Raw genomic sequence first — 20412 nt, forward strand, 5'->3', positions numbered from 1 at the left:
CAAAATCGGCGGTGATGCCCGCCAGAGCCCGCCCGGTTCTCCTTATTATTCCGGTAAGCATAGGAAAGCTTTAGCGAAAGGCCCAGAGGCCAAAACGCCAGGCAAAAAAAAGCCCGCCATCAACCGGACGTTGAGGCGGGCCAATCAGTGACGTCAATTACGCCAAGCAAGCAAAAAAAACACCGTACGGCGGGAAGGAGAGGCTGTCATCCTTGCCGGAGGCATCACGGAGTCCGTGACCCGTCTGTACGGAAAGAGCAAAAGGACCGAGTTGCTCGAAAAGGTTGTCCACCTGGGCCGGTTCGGAGCCCAGGTTAAAGCCGCACAGCAGGGTTTGTCCCTGATGCTCGCGGGTAAACAGCAGCACCGGCTCCGGTGCGTCGAGGAAACGGATGCCTCCCTCCTGCAGGGCCGGCTGGGTTTTGCGCCAGCCCATAAAGCGGCGGAAGCTGTTCAGCACCGAGTCGGCCTGAGTTTCCTGCTCCGCCACCGCCAGGGCACGATGGGCCTCGGGGATGGGCAGCCAGGGGGTAACGTCAGAGAAGCCGGCGTACTCGCCGTCCTGCTGCCAGGGCATCGGGGTACGACAACCGTCGCGGCCTTTGAAGTTGGGCCAGAAGGCGATGCCGTAAGGGTCTTGCAGCTGCTCGAAGGGGATCTCCGCCTCCGGCAGGCCCAGCTCCTCCCCCTGGTAGAGACAGACACTACCTCGCAACGAGCAAACCAGGGCGGTCAGCATCTTGCACTGGGCGTCGTTGGCTTCGCCCCGGCCCCAGCGGGTGGCCACCCGCACCACGTCGTGGTTGCTGATGGACCAGCAGGGCCAGCCCTCGGACACCCGGTGCTCCAGGGTTTCGACGGTCTCGCGGATGTAGCCGGCGCTGTAATCGTCGGTCAGCAGCTCGAAGCTGTACCCCATGTGCAGCCGCCCCTCCTGGGTGTACTCCGCCATGGTGGCCAGGGAGTCTTCCGAGGAGATCTCCCCCAGCGCCGCGGTGCCCGGGTAGCGGTCCATCAGGGCGCGCAGCCGCTCGAGAAACGCCAGGTTCTCCGGCTGGGTGTTGTTGTAGTAGTGGTACTGGAAGGCGTAGGGGTTGTCCTCGGAAAACCCACGGCCCTGGCGCTCGGCCGGCGGCTTGGCCGGGTTGTCCCGCAACTGGGCGTCGTGGAAGCAGAAGTTGATGGCGTCCAGGCGCAGGCCATCCACCCCTTTGGCCAGCCAGAACTCCACGTTGTCCAGCACCGCCTGCTGCACATCGGGGTTGTGGAAGTTGAGATCCGGCTGGCTGGTCAGGAAATTGTGCAGGTAGTACTGCTGTCGACGCGGCTCCCACTGCCAGGCGCCTCCGCCGAAGATGGAAAGCCAGTTGTTGGGCGGGGTGCCGTCTTCGTTGGCGTCGGCCCAGACGTACCAGTCCGCCTTGGGGTTGTCGCGGTCCTGACGGCTGGCCTTAAACCAGTCGTGTTCGGCAGAGGTGTGGCTGAGCACCTGGTCGATCATCACCTTAAGGCCCAGTTCGTGGGCCCGGGCCAGCAGGCGGTCGAAGTCCTCCAGGTTGCCGAACAGCGGGTCAACATCGCGGTAGTCGCTGATGTCGTAACCGAAATCGTCCATGGGGGATTTGAAAAAGGGGGAGATCCAGATCCCGTCCACCCCCAGGCTGGCGATGTGGTCCAGCTTGGCAATGATCCCCGGCAGATCCCCCACGCCATCGCCGTTGCTGTCGGCGAAGCTGCGTGGGTAGACCTGGTAGATCACGGCGCCTCGCCACCAGTTGCTCTCGTTCATTGCCATTCCTTTCTCTGCCTCTGGCCGGAGGGCGGGCGAGACTGCGTGCCCCTGGGTCGCCCCGGCTTTTTTCGTACTTATCGTTATGGAGGCATACGTTAAAGGCTTGTTGTAAAGGAGTCATCCTGCATACGTATGCATAACAAAAATCACCAGCCAGGGCGCAGAGAACGGAGGTAAAACAAGGCGTTAGCGACTTATACCGGGCGCCTGCCCTGTTCAGGCGCTCACACCAAAAGTTTCAGAGGCCAAATTGAGTGCCGTGATGCCCCGCCAACGGGCTTTAGTCACGGCCAACGACACCCTTAGTGGAGCCTGCGACCGGCGGCCACCCTGGTAGGAGTCACGAAACCCCGAGCCCGGCCAGAACACCGGGGGCAAGTCAAGCGGGTCTGCGGCAAAAATGCGCACAAAACGATAACAAGCTTTGCCCTGTTTTGGCGCAAAGCGGGTGGGGGAGGGCGAGAGGCAATTGGGGCTTTGCCTTGGCGAACAGCATCGGGATAATGGCTCGGCAGCGCCCGTGGCAAGGGGATTTACCTGCCCCGCTTTGGGGCAACGGGGGTGTCAGTTTGATGACTGAAAATCCATGAATACGTATGCATAAGATTGTTTGCCAAATAACAGGGTGATTACCATCTGCCAACAACAAGTCATAGCTGGGTTGGCCAAGGCGATAACGCCCGAAGCAGTAACAGAGCGGTGTCGCTAGCGACAAGCCAAGGACGATTATAAAAACCTCAAGAGGGAGAGAACATGTCACCGTTTAAGCCGAGTGTGCTGACGCTGGCTCTGGTTGCCGCGGGTTTCAATGCGGTCGCTTACGCTGCGGAAGATGACGCCACCGTGGCGACACAGGATGAAGCCCAATCTGTCGAAGTGATCGAGGTGCGCGGCATTCGCCGAAGCCTCGCCGCTGCCCAGGCCGAGAAGATGGACAACACCTCCATCGTCGAAGCCATCTCCGCCGAAGACATCGGTAAACTGCCGGACAACAGCATCGCCGAGTCCCTGGCTCGCCTGCCCGGCCTGACCACCCAGCGTCTGAACGGCCGCGCCAACGTGGTCTCCATCCGCGGTCTGGCCCCCGACTTCACCACCGCCACCCTGAACGGGCGCGAGCAGGTGACCGTCAACGAAAACCGGGGGGTTGAGTTCGACCAGTACCCCTCCGAGCTCATCAACTCCGCCGTGGTCTACAAGACTCCGGACGCCACCGTCATGGCCCAGGCCATCGGCGGTACCGTGGATCTGCAAACCGTCCGCCCCCTGGCCCACGGTGAGCGCACCGTAGTGGTCAACGGTCGTTACGAAGAGAACGACATGGACCAGCTGAACCCGGATGTGGACAACAACGGCTACCGGGTGAGCCTCTCCTACATCGACCAGTTCCTGGACGACACCGTGGGTGTGGCCATCGGCCTCTCCTCCATGTCCAGCCCCAGCCAGTTCGAGCGCAGCCACATCTGGGGTTACCCGGAATACAACGGCGACCTGGTGATGGGCGGCTATAAGCCCTACGTCCAGTCCTCCGAGCTGGAGCGGGACGGCATCATGGCGGTGTTCGAGTTTGCCCCCAACGATCGCCTGCACTCTGTGGTCGATGTCTTCTACACCGACTTCAAAGACAACTACAGCCTGCGCGGCGCCGAGATCCCCCTGCAGTGGAGTGCTGCTCAGCTGGATCCGGCCAGCATCGTGGTTGAAGACGGCCTCATCACCGAAGGCAGCTTCAGCGGCGTCAAGCCGGTGCTGCGTAACGACTACGAAGATCGCGACGCCGATCTGACCGCCGTGGGCTGGAATATCAGCTACGTGCTCAGCGATCTCTGGAGCGCCGAGGCGGACCTGTCCTACTCCAAGGCCAACAGCAACACCTTCTCCCTGGAAAGCTACTCCGGCATCGGCCGTGGCTACGACGAGGGCCTGCAGGACACCTTCGGGTTCCGCATGACCAACGAAGGCGCGATCTTCAGCAACAACACCAACTACGCCGATCCGGCGCTGGTGCAACTGGGTAACCCCCAGGGCTGGGGCTTTGCCAACGGCATCCAGGACGGGTTCATCAACGACATCGATCTGGAAGATGAGCTCTCCGCCTTCCGCCTGAGTGCCGCGCGCATCATCGAGTCCGGCCCCATCTCCCAGGTGGAGTTCGGGGTGAACTACACCAACCGCGAGAAGAACAAGGCCTACAACGCCGCCTACCTGCAGCTGAAAAACGACGCCGCCACCACGGTGCCGAGCCAGTACCTGCTGCCCTCGGTCAACCTGGACTTCATCGGCATCGGCAACCTGCTGAGCTACGACTCCCGCGCCCTGTACAACAGCGGCGACTTCTACAACGAGTTCGACGCCCTGGCCCTGGACGCCTGGCGCCAGACCAAGTCCTGGGACGTGGAAGAGGAGGTGATGACCACCTACGTCAAGGCGGACATCATGACCGAACTGGGCAGCATGCCCCTGCGCGGTAACGTTGGCCTGCAAGGCGTCTACACCGACCAAAGCTCCGACGGCTTCGGCACCTTCGTCGAAGAGGGCGAGATCAAGGTGGTGCCCCTGAGCGGCGGCAGCGACTACTGGGAGCTGCTCCCCAGCCTCAACCTGAGCCTGGAAGTGGCCGACAGCCAGTACGTGCGTCTGGGCATCGCCCGTACCCTGGCCCGTGCCCGGATGGACCAGATGAACGCCAGCCTGGAGATCTCCTACAACCCGGAGAACGCCGGTGAAACCGACATCGAGAACTCCCCCTGGGGCGGCAGCGGCGGCAACCCGGAGCTGGAGCCCTGGATGGCCTGGCAGTACGACCTGAGCTACGAGAACTACTTCTCCGACACCAGCTACTTTGCCGCGGCGGTCTACTACAAAGATCTGGAGAACTACATCTTCCAGCAGCAGACCATCGGCGACTTCACCGGCATTCCGGTGGCGGGCCCCGAGCCGGAGCTGCGTGAAGGTTACGTGAGCATCTGGCAGAACGGCCAAGGCGGCTACATCTGGGGCGGCGAGCTGACCCTCTCCGTCACCGGTGACCTGCTGCACGACGCCCTCTCCGGCTTCGGCGCCTCCGTCAACTACTCCTACACCGACAGCGAAGTGAAGGAGACCTCCGACAGCGAGCCGCTGGAACTGCCGGGCCTGTCCGAAGACGTGATCAACTCCAGCGTCTACTACGAAGACTACGGCTTCCAGTTCCGGGTCAGCGCCCGCTACCGCTCCGAGTTCCTGGGCGAAGTCAGCGGCCTGAGCCTGGCCCGTGACAAGCGCTTTGTGGACAGCGAGACCATCGTTGATGCCCAGATCGGTTACGACTTCTCCCACTCCGGCATCGCCGCACTGGAAGGTCTGACTCTGCTGGTCCAGGGCCTCAACCTGACCGACGAGCCCTTCAAGACCTACGAGAACGGCGACAAGCGCCTGGTGCGTGACTTCCAGAGCTACGGTCGCACCATCCTGGTGGGGGGCAGCTACACCTTCTAAGGGTTAGCCCTGCCGCTAAAAGGCCCCTGTCAATCGCGTGTTGCAGGGGCCTTTTTGTCCTTGGCTCAAGCCGTTGTCTCAGCGGTGTGAGCCAAGGACAAAACACTCGGGCCCGAGTCGACGCTGGTGGGCCCTGACCCGGTCCGATATGCTCGGGCCAACCCGTTGTGCCCCGGCGCTCACCCGCCGGATGAGAAGAACTTCCCAGAAGGAGTCGGCATGAAGCAGCAACAGGTGGTGATCCTCGGCGGTGGCAGTGCAGGCTGGATGACCGCCGCCATGCTCAGTAAAACCCTCGGTCCCGCCCTGGACTTGACCCTGGTGGAGTCGGAGGCGATCGGCACGGTCGGGGTGGGGGAGGCGTCGATTCCGCCCCTGGCCCTGTTCAACCAGGCCCTGGGCATCGACGAGCAGGCCTTTATGGCCGCCACTCAGGGCAGCTTCAAGCTGGGGATCCGCTTTGAGGGCTGGGGTCAGCCGGGTGAGCGCTACCTGCACGCCTTCGGCCCCATCGGCAAAGATCTGGGGCTCACCCCCTTCTACCACTACTGGCTCAGGAGCCAGTCGCAAAGCGGCCAGCCCCTCGACCCCACCACGCTGTGGCGCTACTCCCTCAACAGCCAGGCCGCCGAGGCCAATAAGTTTGCCCGCCTGGACCGGGTGCCCGGCACACCGCTGGGGGGCCTGGTGCACGCCTACCACTTCGACGCCAGCCTCTACGCCCAGTACCTGCGCCGCTACAGCGAGCAGCGTGGAGTGCGCCGGGTGGAGGGTAAGGTGGAGCGGGTCCATCTGCACCCGGTCAGCGGCGACATTCAGGCGCTTCAGCTGGCGGATGGCCGACGCATCGAGGGCCAGCTGTTTATCGACTGCTCCGGCCTGGGGGCCCGCCTCATCGACGGGGCCCTCAACACCGGTTTCGACGACTGGTCCCACTGGCTGCCCTGCGATCGCGCCTGGGCGGTGCCCACACAGAACACCGGCCCGCTGCGCCCCTACACCCGTGCCATCGCCCACGAGGCCGGCTGGCAGTGGCAGATCCCCCTGCAGCACCGCAGCGGCAATGGCCTGGTGTTCGCCAGTCGCTACCTGGAGGAGGACGCCGCCAAGGCCCTGCTGCTTGAGAACCTGGAGGGCACCCCTTTGGCCGAGCCGCGGCTCATTCGTTTCCGGGTGGGGCGTCGGCGCCAGCAGTGGCAGCGCAACTGCATCGCCATCGGCCTATCCAGTGGCTTCCTCGAGCCCCTGGAGTCCACCAGCATCCACCTCATTCAAAGCGCCATTATGCGCCTGGTGAAGCTCTTTCCCGCTCAGGGTGGCGACGCCCAGGCCCTGCGTGACGAGTTCAACCGCCAGTCCCAGGTGGAGTTTGAGCAGATCCGCGATTTCATCATCCTCCATTACCACCTCAACCGCCGTGGCGACGCGCCCCTGTGGCAGCATTGCCGCACCATGGCCCTGCCGGACAGCCTGGCCCACAAGCTGGCGCTGTTTCAGCAAAGCGGCCGCCTGGTGCGCCAGCAGGAGGAGCTCTTTACCGAGACCGCCTGGCAGCAGGTGATGCTGGGCCAGGGCTGGCTGCCCGAGAGCCACAGCCCGCTAGCACAGAATCTCTCCGAAGCGCAGCTGGAGGAGTTTCTCGCGAACTACCGCACCCTGGTGGATCACGCGGTGACTCAACTGCCCACCCACGGGGACTACCTGGCCCAGTATTGCCCGGCTTCAAAGAGCAACACCGAGGTGCCGGCATGACGGCCCGGCGTCCCAAGATGTTACTGTCGGTGCTGTTGGCATCAATGGGGCTCAGTGCCGGCGCCTTGGCCCAGTCCCCGCAAAGCGAACTGAAGCTGCACGTCCCCTCACCGGATTGGCGCGACCAGATCATCTACTTCGTGCTGACCGACCGCTTTAACGACGGTGACCCGGACAACAACGATCAGGGGGCCGGGGAGTACGACCCCAGCGACCACCGGCGCTACAGCGGCGGCGATCTGGCGGGCATCACCCAGCGGCTGGATTACATCCAGGCCCTGGGCGCCACCGCGTTGTGGCTCACCCCCCCGGTGGCCAACCAGTGGTGGTACCCCAGGGGCCAATACGGCGGCTACCACGGCTATTGGGCCAGGGATTTCACCCGGGTGGACCCTCACTACGGGACTTTGGCTCAGTACCAGGCCCTTTCCGACCAACTGCACCGCAGGGGCATGTACCTCATCCAGGACATCGTCGCCAACCACACGGGCAACTTTTTCGGCTACGAGGGGCCCTACGACATTGAGGACACCGCCAAGCACTTCGTCCATTTCGCCGACGACCACCCGGGCAACCGTTTTCCCAGCCAGGCGCCCTTTGATCGCACGGATCGCCTGAACCCGGAGCACGCCGCGGCGGACATCTACCACTGGACGCCCCCCATCAGCGACTACGGCGATCCGGTGCAGGAGTTCACATATCAGCTGGCCAACCTGGCGGATCTCAATACCGGCCACCCCGAGGTGCGCGCCGCGCTCAAAGCCAGCTACCGCTACTGGATAGAGACCGTGGGGGTGGACGCCTTCCGGGTGGACACCGTCAAGTACGTGGAGCACGACTTTTGGCACGACTTCTTCCACGCCCCGGACGGGATCCAGGCCGCGGCCCGGGCCAGCGGGCGGGACCACTTCCTGGCCTTCGGTGAGGTGTTCGACGGCTCCGCCCCCATGGACAACGCCGGCGAGCGCAAACTGGCCCGTTTCCTCGGCAGTGCCGAGCGGCCTGAGCTCAACTCGGTGATCGGCTTCCCGCTCTATTTCGAGCTCGACCGGGTGCTGGCCCAGGGCGCTCCCACGGCCCAGCTGGCCTACCGGCTGGAGCAGCAGATGGCGATCTACCCCGATCCCTACGTCATCCCCAACTTCGTCAACAACCACGACACCCCACGCTTCCTGGCCTCCGGCTCCGAAGCGGCGTTCCGCCAGGCGATGGCGGTGCTGTTTACCGTGCCCGGGATCCCGGTGATCTACCAGGGAGACGAGCAGGCCCTGAAGCACACCCGTCAGGCGATGTTTGCCGGCGGGTACGGCTCCGATGTCGATCAATTCGACACTAATTCGCCGATGTTTTCGTTCATTCGGGACCTGGCGGCTCTGCGCACCACGAACAAGGCGCTGACCCGCGGCACTTTGACCGTACTGGCGGCCAACGAGGCCGGCCCCGGGGTCCTGGCTTTCGAACGGGCCCATCAAGGCGAGCGTCTGCTGGTGCTGCTGAACAGCGCCGACCGGCCGCAGCTGGTGGCCAATCTGCCGCTGGCCGCCGGCCAATGGCAGCCGCTGCTGGATGAGTCCGGTGCCGTGGGGGCGGGGGCGAACGCCCTGATGAGTCCGGGACAGCTGACCACCACACTGCCGGCTCGGGCGGTGCGGGTTTACCGGTTGCAGGGCAGCACCGATGCGTCCGCCACCGCGGCGGGGTTGCTGACACCGCCGGTACTGACCACGGCGCTGTCGGGCCAGACCTTGACCCAGGACACCGAGCTTTCCGGCCGGTTCGAGCATCCGGACAGCCCCCTCTACCTGGTGATCGACGGCGATGTGGCCCGCGCCGAGCCCATCGCCGTGGCCGAGGATGGCCAATGGCGCCACACCCTTCAAGTGCGGGATCTGGGCCTGTCGACCCATCGACTGACCCTGTACGCCCCCACGCTGGCCCTGGCCAGCGATCCCATCCCCTACCAGAGCCACGTCAGGGAACCCCAGTGGCGCACCCAGATGTCGGCCCCGGCGGGCGATGAGCGCTACGCCCGGCCAACCCATGCTCTCAGTGGCGGCCAGCGAGACTTGCTGGGGGCCGAGGTGGAGGCCGGCGGTGCCAATTTGACCCTGACATTGCGCCTGGCTGAGATCACCGACAGCTGGCAGCCGATCAACGGCTTCGATAACGTCAGCTTCGGCCTGTTCTTTGACCTCTCCGCCCAGTGGCCTGAACGCCCGGCGATTCGGGCGTTGCCGGAGCTTAACGCCACCATGCCCGAGGGGGCACGTTGGCACCTGGGCCACCGTTTGTTTGGCTGGGGCAATGGTTTGTTCACCGCCGAAGGCGCCTGCGCGCAGCGCACCGGCGTCCAGGTGGGGCCGGTGCCCCGCATCGAGGTGGATAAGGCCGCCGGCACCCTTACCTCGCACTACCAGGGCGCTCCTTTGGGGGTGTCCCACTGGCGCGGCGCGCGCCTCTACATCACCACCTGGGATCGCACCGGGGAGGGGGCGTTGCGTCCCCTTGAACCGGTGGCCGGTCCCTGGGCCTTTGGCGGTGGCAGCGCCGAGAGCCCGCGAATCATGGATGCACTGTGGCTGACCTTGCCCCAGTGAGGCTTCAGATAACTCAATAACAACATAAGAGAGACCCGATGACCCGATTCCCACTGAGTCCCCTGACCACCGCCATGGCCCTGGCCGCCAGCCTGGGCCTGGCCGCCTGCAGCCCCGCCGACAGCGCCAAGCCGGCGGCCAAAGCCGAGGTGGCCCCCAAGCCGAGCGAGGCCGCCAGTGCCGAGGCGAACAAGGCGGTGGTGTACCAGATGTTCACCCGCCTGTTTGGCAACACCCAAACCGCCAACCAGCCCTGGGGCACCAAGGAGCAGAACGGCGTTGGCAAGTTCAGCGACATCAACGACGCGGCGCTTGAGGGGATCAAGGAGCTGGGGGTCAGCCACGTGTGGTACACCGGGGTGCTGCACCACGCTCTGGTGGGGGATTACACCCAGTACGGGATCAGCAACGACGATCCGGACGTGATCAAGGGGCGGGCCGGCTCCCCCTACGCGGTGAAGGATTACTACAGCGTCAACCCGGACCTGGCGGAGGATCCGGCCAACCGCATGGCGGAGTTCCAGGCCCTGGTGGAGCGCAGCCATCGCCACGGCCTTAAGGTGATCATCGACATCGTCCCCAATCACATCGCCCGCGGCTACGAGTCCCTGGGCAAGCCCGAAGGGGTCGAGGACTTTGGGGCCCAAGACGACACCAGCGTCGAGTACGCCCGGGACAACAACTTCTACTACGTGGTGGGCCAGCCCTTTAAGGTGCCCCAGTGGCTCGAGGGCTATCAGCCACTGGGCGGTGAAGCCCACCCGCTGGCGGACGGCGAGTACGCCGAGAACCCCGCCAAGTGGACCGGCAACGGGGCCCGGGACGCCCAGCCCCACTTCCACGACTGGTATGAAACGGTGAAGGTCAACTACGGGGTGCGTCCTGACGGCAGTCATGACTTTCCCGAGCTGCCGGCGGAGTACGCCGAGATGGACGTGAGCGCCCACTACCAGTTCTGGCAGGGCAAGGACGTGCCGGACTCCTGGGAGAAGTTCCGGGACATCGTGCTGTTCTGGACCGAGTTCGGCATCGACGGCTTCCGCTACGACATGGCGGAGATGGTGCCGGTGGCCTTCTGGAGCTACCTCAATAGCCACATCAAGCACGCCAATCCCGAGGCCTTCCTGCTGGCGGAGGTCTACCAGCCCCACCTCTACCGCGACTACCTGCACCTGGGCAAGATGGACTACCTCTACGACAAGGTGGAGCTGTATGACACGCTCAAGGCGATCATCCAGGGCAAGGCGGTGACCGACGCCATCGTCCCCATCCAGGAGGGCATGGCGGATATCGAGCACCACATGCTGCACTTCCTGGAGAACCACGATGAGCAGCGCATCGCCAGTCCGGACTTTGCCGGCAAGGCGGAGCACGCCCTGCCCGCCATGGTGGTTTCCGCCACCCTGAGCACCTCCCCCACCATGCTCTACTTTGGCCAGGACGTCGGCGAGCCTGGAGCGGGGGACGCCGGCTTCGGCAAGGCCACCCGCACCACCATCTTCGACTACTGGGGCGTGCCCGCTCACCAGCGCTGGATGAACGGCGGCGCCTTCGACGGCGGGGCCCTGACCGAACACGAGAAGCGGCTGCGTCAGTACTACGTGACCCTGATGCAGTTCACCGCCAACAGCCCCGCGCTGATGGGTGAGTACGTGCCGATCCACCGGGCCAACGCCAACGCCGAGGGCTACCACGATCGCCTGTTCAGCTACCTGCGCTGGAGCGACGAACAGAAGCTGCTGATCGTCGCCAACTTCGATGCCCAAACCGGCGCCGATACCGAGCTCACCCTGCCGGCGGAGCAGATCGCCGCCTGGGATCTTGCGGACGGGGAGTACCGCCTGCTGGACCGCCTGGGGGGCAATGCCCGGTTGACCCTTACCGTGGAGAACGGCGTGGGTGTCGTGGCCATGGGGCTGGCGCCGCTGCAATCGCGCATTCTGGAACTGGTTCGCTGAACCGAAAGGGAGCACAACGACAATGAGAATTTCCCGATATTTCGCCCTGGCCGGGCTGCTGGCCCCGGTGCTGGGCACCCTGCTGTCGCCGAGCGCCCTGGCCGCTGAGTTGGTCAGCCACCACTTCGACGGCGACGCCCTGGTGCTGGTGACCGACGAGGGCTCGGTGACCCTGAGTGGATACGGCGAGGGGGCCCTGGCGGTCCACTACCAGGCCGAAGGGGTTAAGCAGTTGCCTTCTTATGGTCTTGATGAGCATACCGCGCTGGTCAAGGGCGAACTGAGCCGAGACGAGGGGCAGTGGACCTATGCCCTGCCGGAGCTGTCCGCGGTGATCACCCCATCGCCGTTTCACCTGAGCTTTGTCCACGACGGCGAGGTGGTGCTGGCGGAGGAGAGTGGCCTCTTTGTGCACGACAACGTGCGCGGTTTTCGGTTTGCCCTGGAGGAGTCTGAGAAGCTGGTGGGCGGCGGTCAGCGGGTGCTGGGCATGGATCGGCGCGGCCATCGCCTGCCGCTCTACAACAAGGCCTCCTACGGCTACACCACCCACGCCGAGCAGATGTACTACGGCCTGCCGGCGGTGCTCTCCTCCAACAAGTACGCTCTGGTGTTCGACAACGCCGCCAGCGGCTGGATGGACCTGGGCAAGACCGAGTCGGACGTGTTGCAGTTCGAAGCCGTGGGCGGGCGCACCGCCTACCTGGTGGCCGCCGGCAGCGACTACCCCCAGGTGATTGAAAACCTCACCGCGGCCACCGGGCGCCAGCCCCTGCCGCCGCGCTGGGCCCTGGGCAACTTCGCCTCCCGCTTCGGTTACCACACCGAGCAGGAGGCCCGGGAAACCGTGGCCAAGTTCATCGACCAGGACTTCCCCCTGGACGCCATCGTGCTGGACCTCTACTGGTTCGGCCCCAACGTGCAGGGCCACATGGGCAACCTGGCCTGGGACTTTGAGGCCTTCCCGACGCCTAAGAAGATGATCGCCGACTTCCAGGAGCTGGGGGTCAACACCATCCTCATCACCGAGCCCTTTATCCTCACCACCTCCAAGCGCTGGGAGGAGGCGGTGGAGGCGAAGGCCCTGGCTAATGACTTTGCCGGCAAACCCAAGACCTTTGATTTCTACTTCGGCAACACCGGATTGGTGGACGTCTTCGCCGAGCCCGGCCAGAACTGGTTCTGGGAGATCTACCGGGGGCTGATGGAGCAGGGCGTCACCGGCTGGTGGGGGGATCTGGGGGAGCCCGAGGTGCACCCCCACGATACCGTGCACGCGGTGGGCACCGCCGATGAAATTCACAACGCCTACGGCCACCAGTGGGCGCGCATGGTTTACGAGGGGCTGCGCCAGGCCCAGCCGGAACGCCGGCCGATGATCATGATGCGCTCCGGCTTTGTCGGCTCCCAGCGCTACGGCATGATCCCCTGGACCGGTGACGTCAGCCGCAGCTGGGGGGGCCTGCAGCCCCAGGTGGAGCTGTCGCTGCAGATGGGCCTGTTGGGGCTGGGGTACACCCACTCCGACCTCGGCGGTTTCGCCGGTGGGGAAACCTTCGATGCCGAGATGTACACCCGCTGGCTGCAATACGGGGTGTTCCAGCCGGTCTACCGGCCCCACGCCCAGGAGAACATCGCCCCGGAGCCGGTGTTCCACGATGCCGTCACCCAGGAGATCGTGCGGGAGTGGATCAAGCTGCGCTACCGGATGTTGCCCTACAACTACACCCTGGCCTACCAGAACAGCGCTACCGGTTTGCCGCTGATGCGACCGATGATGTTCGAAGACGAGGGCAGCGCCAGCGCCTTCGACAACAAGGACGCCTACCTGTGGGGCGACGCCTTCCTGGTGGCTCCGGTGGTTCAGCCCGATGTGACGGCGGTCAGCGTGGCCCTGCCACAGGGCGTGTGGTTCGACTACTTCCATGGCACGCGACACACGGGCGGACAGAGCGTCTCGGTGCCAGTGACGCTGGAGACCCTGCCAGTGCTGGTTCGGGCCGGCAGCTTCGTGCCCATGGTGGCCGCCACCCAGTCCACCCGGGACTACTCCAGTGCGGCGCTGGAGCTGCACTACTACCACGATGCCAGCGTGGCCGAGGGCCGTGGTGAGATGTTCGAGGACGACGGGGTAGACCCGGACAGCCTGGCCAGCGGCCGATATCAGCTGCTGAGCTTCCACTCCGGCTTCGACGGTCAGGCGCTGAGCCTTACCCTGGATCAGCAAGGCGCCTACCCGGGTCAGCCGACCCAGCGCCAGGTGAGCCTCCAGGTGCACCACTGGCCCAGCAAGCCGAATTCGGTGACCGTGGAGGGCCAGCCGGTGGCCTTTGAGTGGTCAGAGGGGACGCTGCGAGTCTCCCTGGCGTGGGGGGAAGGGCAGCGGCGCATTGATATCCGCTGAGGCAAAAAAGCCGCCCCTCGGGGCGGCTTTTGCTTTGTTGCGAAACACCTTAGGGATCAGAAGGTAAAGGTGGCCCCCAGGGTGTACATCCAGGTTTCATCGAGAATGTCGAAGTACTCCACTTCGCCGCGGATGGCGAAGGAGCCCAGCTCAAACTCCAGGCCGACGCCGGCGGCCAGTTCGAAGCCATCGTCGCTGTCAGATTGACCGTCAAACGTGCCATCCGCATCCCAGTAGATCCCACCGAGCTTACCGAAGCCACGGATGGGCCCTAAGGGGATCCCACCGACCACGAACACGTCCAGGCCGTAGGGGTCGATTTCGGTTCGGCTGGTGCTGGGGGACCCCAGATCCACGTAACCGCCCTCGATGGCCAACACCGGGCCGAACTGGTAGCCGGCAAAGATCTTCCAGGCGAAATCGCTCTCGTCGAACTCCGGGAAGTCAATCGCGTCGTTCCCTTTTTGCTGCACCGTGGCTCCACCCAGGGAGGCACCGATGTAGAAGCCTTCGTCTTTGGCCAGCGCAGGCGCACTGCACAGAGCCAGGATGGCGCTGAGCGCCAGGGTATTGCGTGCATTCATCATCATTTACTCCTCATCCTGCTCTTCCATTGCCGCTCCGGGCCCCAATGGCCCGGGATGACAGCGAGCGCCCCTCGACGCTCTGGTCGATTCGGGGCGATCTGAGCCTAGTTCAGCACCGGGGAAGGGCAAGTTTTGCCGGGTATGCAGGGAGTCAGGCGAGGGCAAGGGGGCGTGACAGTGGCCCCAAAGGGGCGCGGGCTTTCAGCACCTTGTCGAGGAGGAGGGCACTGGATCCCCGTGGGACGGGATTTTGTAACCGGGGTTTGCCCGGCTCAGTCGACGTTGTAGACGAAGATGAGGCTGGCGCCCTTGAGCGCCGAGCCGTAGTTGAGCAGCAGGCCCACCCCGACGTCGTCCAGCAGCGGCACCTTGCCCTTGGTGTTGAGCAGCCATTCGGCGCTGAATTCGTAGTAGTAGTGGGTGTCGAAGGGGCGCACGGTGTCGCCGCGGATGTCGATGCGGTTGAGGGTCAGCCGGTAGTCTTGATCCGGCAGAAACAGCGGGAAGGGGCGGCGCATAGAAACGCCGTTAAGCCAGCGCCAGGACTCGGGGTCGGCGTTGACGATGGGGCCGGGCTCGTTAAAGCTGCGTCCGACGGTGTAGGCCAGGGCGGAGTGGTACTGCCAGTAGGACCGGCCCCGTCCAAAGCGGTAGTCGACCCGCAGCTCCGGCTGCACCAGCCAGGCGTTGACCGCGATGTTGGTCAGGTTGTTGTCCAGAAAGGGCTGCAGCTGGCGGCTCACCGAGTTGCGAAAGCGAAAATCATTTTCGTAGCGCATCACGAAGGCCCCCAGACCAAACTGGGCCCGCCAGCGCTCGCCGAGGGGCACCCGAAAGGTGGGCTGCAAAAAGAGGCTGTAGATGCGGTCGTCGTTGATGTCGACGGTGGGATCTTCCAGAGGAAACAGCGACAGCTCCTGCTTGCTGTGCACGTAGCTGAGCCGCGCCTTGAGCCCCAGCTGGCCCGCCTCGAAATCCGCCAGCACCCAGCTCCAGGGCAGGGTGTAGACCTCCAGATCGTTGCGCAGCTGCACGGACTCGGCGTCGCCGAACTCCGGGTTGTCGATGGGCAGGAACTCGTTGGGATCGAAGTTGACGAACCCCAGGCTCAGGGCCTCGGTGTTGGTCAGCAGCGCCGTGGTACTGAACACCTCGTTGAGCTGCTGGCGCACGGCTGCCTCCAGGCCCGGAAGAGGCTCGGCTCGCACCGGCGGTGGGGCGAACAGGGGGCCCAGCAATGGGGCAAGGGCCATCAGCCGGGCTGCGAGCTGTCGCATTGGATCGTCCTGTTTTTGTTCATTCCCCTACTATAGCGCGAAGCCTGCCGGCGCCCAGGGGGTCGGGAGGAGGGTCGACGAGCCTGCACCATGGCGGGGCAGTCCCGGCATGAATACGTATGCAAAACGTTGTTGCCACGGCGCCCCACTGATTACCATCGCTGAACAAGCCCGTAACATTGTGGGCGGCGCGTTGGCCAGACCGACGCGTGGCCGTACGAACTTGTCTCGTTTTTGGCTAGGATAAGCCCGACAGGTGAGCCCACTATAACAACAATGAGGAACCTGGGATGGTGAAGGAAAAACCCGATCTGAGCTTCTGGCAGATCTGGAACATGTGTTTCGGCTTTTTGGGGATCCAGTTCGGATTCGCCCTGCAAAACGCCAACGTCAGCCGCATCTTTCAAACCCTGGGCGCGGAGATGGACACCATCCCGCTGCTCTGGATCGCCGGTCCGGTGACCGGGCTGATTGTCCAGCCCATCGTCGGTCACTTCAGTGACAAGACCTGGACCCGCCTGGGGCGCCGTCGCCCCTATTTCCTCTACGGGGCCCTGGTCACCAGTCTGGCGCTCATCGCCATGCCCAACTCCAGCGTGCTCTGGTTCGCCGCCGGCATGCTGTGGATCATGGACGCCGCCATCAACGTCTCCATGGAACCCTTCCGCGCCTTTGTCGGCGACAACCTGCCCAAGCGCCAGCAGCCCAAGGGCTACGCCATGCAGAGCTTCTTTATCGGCATCGGTGCCGTGGTGGCCTCCATGCTGCCCTGGATCCTGGCCCAATGGGGGGTGAGCAACGAAGCGCCGGCGGGGCAAATTCCGGATACCGTCAAATACGCCTTCTATTTCGGTGCCGTAGTGCTCTTCTTGGCCGTAGGCTGGACGGTGCTGCGCAGCCGGGAGTACAGCCCGGAGCAGCTGGCGGCCTTCGAAGCGGAGTCCGGCGGCGTGCGCGAGCCCGCCGAGCCCCGTACCGCCACGGCCTACCGTCGCGGTGCCCTGGCCTGGCTGGCCCCCGGTCTGCTGGCCACGGTGGCGATCTACGCCCTGGGCCTCGACAAGCAGCTCTACATCCTCTCCATCGCCATCACCCTGTTTGGCCTGGCCCAGTTCCTGGTGGGCGCCCGTCGCCAGGCCGGTAAGAACGACGGCGGGTTTGTCACCGTGATGGACGATCTCTTTGCCATGCCTACGGCGATGAAGCAGCTGGCGGTGGTGCAGTTCTTCTCCTGGTTCGCCCTCTTTGCCATGTGGATCTACACCACGGCGGCGGTGACCTCGGTGCACTTCGGCTCCAGCGATCCCAGCTCCGCTGCCTACAACGAGGGCGCCAACTGGGTGGGCGTGCTCTTTGCCGCCTACAACGGCTTCTCCGCCCTGGCCGCGCTGGTGATCCCGGTGATGGTCAAGCGCTTCGGCCTGCGCCTGGCCCACCTGTTTAACCTGGGCCTGGGGGCTGCCGGTCTGGCCTCCTTCCTGGTGATCCAGGATCCCAAGCTGTTGCTGCTCTCCATGGTGGGGGTGGGCTTCGCCTGGGCCTCCATCCTGTCGCTGCCCTACGCCATGCTGGCCGGTTGCCTGCCGGCGGCCAAGATGGGGGTCTACATGGGGATCTTCAACTTCTTTATCGTCATCCCCCAGCTGCTGGCCGCCAGCGTACTGGGCCTGATGCTGCGCCTGGGCTTTGACAACCAGCCCATCTACGCCCTGGCCATCGGCGCCGTCAGCCTGGTGTTGTCCGGCCTGGCGGCCCTGCGGGTGCGCCAGAACGGCGCCGCCCTGGCCCAAAGCCCCTCCGCCTCTTAAACGTTCAAGGACGGAACGATGCGACTGACTCCCATCGCGGCCCTGGTGGCCGCTTCCACCCTGGCCGGCTGTGGCGGCCAGGGCAGCCCCCAGGCCGACTATTTCGGCACCGAGCACCCCTTTGCCAGCGAAGCGATCTACTTCGTGATGACCGACCGTTTCGTCGACGGCGATCCGAGCAACAACTTCCCCGAGGACAGTGGCTGGGATCGGCCCCTGGTGTGGGACAACGGCGATGTGGCCAACGTGGGTTTCCAGGGCGGCGACTTCAAGGGGATCCTGGATCACGCCGACTACATCACCGAGATGGGCTTTACCTCGGTGTGGCTGACCCCCATTGTCGAGAACCCCGCCGAGGCCTTTACCGGCGGTACCCCCATCACCCGGGAAGGCTTCGCCATGGACCGGGGCAAAGCGGCCTACCACGGTTACTGGGGGGTGAACTTCTATCGGCTGGACAAGCACTGGCCCTCCGAGGGGCTGGATTTTGCCGCCTTCACCCAGCGGATGTCCGACAAGGGGCTTAAGACGGTGCTGGATGTGGTGATCAACCACGGTTCCCCGGCCTACAGCATGCCCGAACCCCAACCGCTGTTTGGCCAGCTCTATGACGGCGAGGGCCAGCTGGTGGCCGATCACCAGAACCTGCCGCCGGAGGCGCTGCGCCCCGAACAGGAGCCCCTGCACCGCTTTTTCAATACCACCCCGGACTTGGCCCAGCTGGCGGACATGAACGTCGAGCGGCCCGAGGTGATGGATTACTTCGTCGATGCCTACTTGCAGTGGCTGGGGCAGGGCGCCGCGGCCTTTCGCATCGACACCGTCAAACACGTGCCCAAGGCGGCCTGGGGGGAGTTCAGTCGTCGGATCCGCGCCGAGTACCCGGGGCTGTTCATGTTCGGCGAGGTCTACTCCTTCGATGCCGAGGAGATCGGTCAGTACACCCAGCCGGAGAACGGCGGCATGAGCGTGCTGGATTTCCCCATGAAGGCGGCCCTGGCCAACCTGTTTGAGCAGGGGGGCAGCTACAAAAGCCTGGAGCCGGTGCTCTACCTGGAGGACGGCCCCTACGCCAACCCCTATGAGCTGACCACCTTCTACGACAACCACGACATGCCGCGGATGAACGCCAGCGACGAGGGCTTTATTGATGCCCACAACTGGTTGTTCACCGCCCGGGGCATTCCGGTGATCTACTACGGCTCCGAGATGGGCTTCGAGCGGGGCAAGGCGGAGCACGCCGGCAACCGCAACTACTTCGGGGTCGACAACATCGACGCGGCCCGCAGCCACCGCATCCGCGCGGAGCTCAGCCAAATTGCCCAGGTTCGTCAGGCCTCGGTGGCCCTGCAACGGGGGCTGCAGCTGAACCTCGAGTTCACCGAGCATACCGCCAGCTTCTACCGCCTCTACCAGCGGGGCGACGCCGCCCAGAGCGCGCTGGTGCTGCTCAACAAAGGGGACACCCCGGCCACCATGACGGCATCAGAGCATCTGCAGGCCGGCCAGTGGCGCGAAGCCCTGACCGGGGAGATCCGTGAGCTCTCTGAGGGGGATCAGCTGACCAGCCTGGTGCCGGCCCACGGTGTGCGGGTGTACCTGCGCGACGGCGCGCTGGAGGGCGAGGCTCTGCTGGCGGAACTGGACCGCCTGATGGCGGCCCGACAGGGCCGTTAAGGGGTCTCGGGGCTGGGCTCGCCGCAGCTGCGGCGGGCGATCAGGCTGGTGGGAATGGTCAAGGAAACCAGCTCTTCACCGCGGATCAGCCGGATGAGGCTGTCCACCAGCATCTCGCCGGCCAGCTTGGTGTCCTGGCGCACCGTGGTCAGTGGCGGCGAGGCGAAGCGGGCCACCGGAATGTCGTCGAAGCCCACCACGGCCACGTCATCCGGCACCGACAGACCCCGCTCCTTGAGCGCCTGCATGGCGCCGATGGCGATGAGATCGCTGGCGGCAAAGAGGGCGTCGAAGGGCACCTTCCTGTCCAGCAGCTCGGCAACGGCGTCGTAGCCGGCCTGCTCGGTGGTGATGGCGTCCTGCTGCAGGGCGGGCTCGATGCTTAGCCCGGCGTCCATCAGGGCCTTCACATAGCCCTGGTAGCGGGCAAAGAACTCCGGGTAGTGGTTGGAGGCGTTGCCGATAAAGGCGATGCGGCGATGACCCAGGGCGATCAGGTGCTCGGTGGCAGCCAGGCCCCCCTGGCGGTTGTCGCAACCGATGGAGATCCCGCTGCCGGCCTCCGACAGGGGCCCCCAGCGCACGTAGCGGGTGCCCTGGGCATCCAGCTGCTGCAGCTTGGGCTGGTAATCCACGTCATCGCCATAGCCCAGCAGGATGATGCCGTCCGCCTTGTGGCTGTCCTCGTAGTCGGCGTGCCAGTCGTCGGACAGCTGCTGAAAGGAGACCAGCAGATCGTACCCTTGGCGGGCACAGGCCCGGGTGATGGAGCCGAGCATCGACAGGAAAAAGGGGTTGATCAGCGAGTCGTCGGTGGTGGGGTCCTCGAACAGCAGCAGCGCCAGGGTGGCGCTTTGCTGTGAGCGCAGGCTGCTGGCGTGCTTATCCACCTTGTAGTTGAGCTCGCGGGCGATTTGCTGCACCTTGGCAATGGTCTCGGCCTTGACCAAGGGACTGTTGCGAAGGGCGCGGGACACGGTGGACTGAGACACCCCGGCCAGGTGAGCGATGTCAAAGGAGGTCGCTTTGCCTTTCATGAACGTATTTGGTCTTCCATTTTGGGGAACCCACACTCGGGCCAAT

Annotated in this window: 11 protein-coding genes; 7 read left to right on the top strand and 4 right to left on the bottom strand. The window is 64.6% G+C overall.

Annotated features, from left to right (window positions below; translation table 11 throughout):
• Nucleotides 1–157: 157 nt before the first annotated feature.
• Nucleotides 158–1789 (bottom strand): alpha-glucosidase family protein, encoded by a 1632-nt coding sequence (locus KUV81_RS01490; RefSeq protein WP_222542071.1) that lies wholly within the window; start codon nt 1787–1789, stop codon nt 158–160.
• Between the two features lie 756 nt (nt 1790–2545).
• On the opposite strand from KUV81_RS01490, the gene KUV81_RS01495 reads away from it, so the two are divergent.
• The 5 genes from KUV81_RS01495 (at nt 2546) to KUV81_RS01515 (ending at nt 13980) form a co-directional block, all read left to right on the top strand.
• Complete coding sequence (locus tag KUV81_RS01495; RefSeq protein ID WP_222542072.1) at nt 2546–5269, top strand: TonB-dependent receptor; 2724 nt, start codon at nt 2546–2548, stop codon at nt 5267–5269.
• A 219-nt stretch (nt 5270–5488) separates the two neighbouring features.
• Nucleotides 5489–7021 carry a tryptophan halogenase family protein gene (locus tag KUV81_RS01500; protein WP_222542073.1) on the top strand — a complete coding sequence of 511 codons (1533 nt, stop codon included), beginning with the start codon at nt 5489–5491 and terminating at the stop codon, nt 7019–7021.
• Complete coding sequence (locus KUV81_RS01505; protein ID WP_222542074.1) at nt 7018–9618, top strand: alpha-amylase family glycosyl hydrolase; 2601 nt, start codon at nt 7018–7020, stop codon at nt 9616–9618. The genes KUV81_RS01500 and KUV81_RS01505 overlap by 4 nt, the downstream gene beginning before the upstream one ends.
• A gap of 38 nt (nt 9619–9656) precedes the next feature.
• A complete protein-coding gene (locus KUV81_RS01510) occupies nt 9657–11576 on the top strand; it encodes an alpha-amylase family glycosyl hydrolase (RefSeq protein WP_222542075.1) in 1920 nt (639 codons plus the stop codon).
• Nucleotides 11577–11598: 22 nt separating this feature from the next.
• Nucleotides 11599–13980, top strand: a complete 2382-nt coding sequence (locus tag KUV81_RS01515) for a TIM-barrel domain-containing protein (protein ID WP_222542076.1) — start codon at nt 11599–11601, stop codon at nt 13978–13980.
• A gap of 56 nt (nt 13981–14036) precedes the next feature.
• On the opposite strand, the gene KUV81_RS01520 is transcribed toward KUV81_RS01515, so the two are convergent.
• Both KUV81_RS01520 and KUV81_RS01525 read right to left on the bottom strand, forming a co-directional pair.
• The gene (locus tag KUV81_RS01520) at nt 14037–14567 is read right to left on the bottom strand and encodes a porin family protein (protein ID WP_222542077.1); all 531 of its coding nucleotides are present in this window, start codon (nt 14565–14567) and stop codon (nt 14037–14039) included.
• A gap of 272 nt (nt 14568–14839) precedes the next feature.
• Nucleotides 14840–15844 carry a Solitary outer membrane autotransporter beta-barrel domain gene (locus KUV81_RS01525; protein WP_222542078.1) on the bottom strand — a complete coding sequence of 335 codons (1005 nt, stop codon included), beginning with the start codon at nt 15842–15844 and terminating at the stop codon, nt 14840–14842.
• Nucleotides 15845–16134: 290 nt separating this feature from the next.
• Here KUV81_RS01525 and KUV81_RS01530 point away from each other — a divergent pair, with 290 nt between their 5' ends.
• Both KUV81_RS01530 and KUV81_RS01535 read left to right on the top strand, forming a co-directional pair.
• Nucleotides 16135–17652 carry an MFS transporter gene (locus KUV81_RS01530; protein ID WP_222542079.1) on the top strand — a complete coding sequence of 506 codons (1518 nt, stop codon included), beginning with the start codon at nt 16135–16137 and terminating at the stop codon, nt 17650–17652.
• Nucleotides 17653–17670: 18 nt separating this feature from the next.
• Entirely contained in the window at nt 17671–19329 is a 1659-nt protein-coding gene (locus KUV81_RS01535) for an alpha-amylase family glycosyl hydrolase (protein WP_222542080.1), read from the top strand.
• On the opposite strand, the gene KUV81_RS01540 is transcribed toward KUV81_RS01535, so the two are convergent.
• Complete coding sequence (locus KUV81_RS01540) at nt 19326–20366, bottom strand: LacI family DNA-binding transcriptional regulator (protein ID WP_222542081.1); 1041 nt, start codon at nt 20364–20366, stop codon at nt 19326–19328. The genes KUV81_RS01535 and KUV81_RS01540 overlap by 4 nt on opposite strands.
• Nucleotides 20367–20412: the final 46 nt, after the last annotated feature.

The organism is Ferrimonas balearica, from assembly GCF_019802085.1.
Classification (GTDB): domain Bacteria; phylum Pseudomonadota; class Gammaproteobacteria; order Enterobacterales; family Shewanellaceae; genus Ferrimonas; species Ferrimonas balearica_B.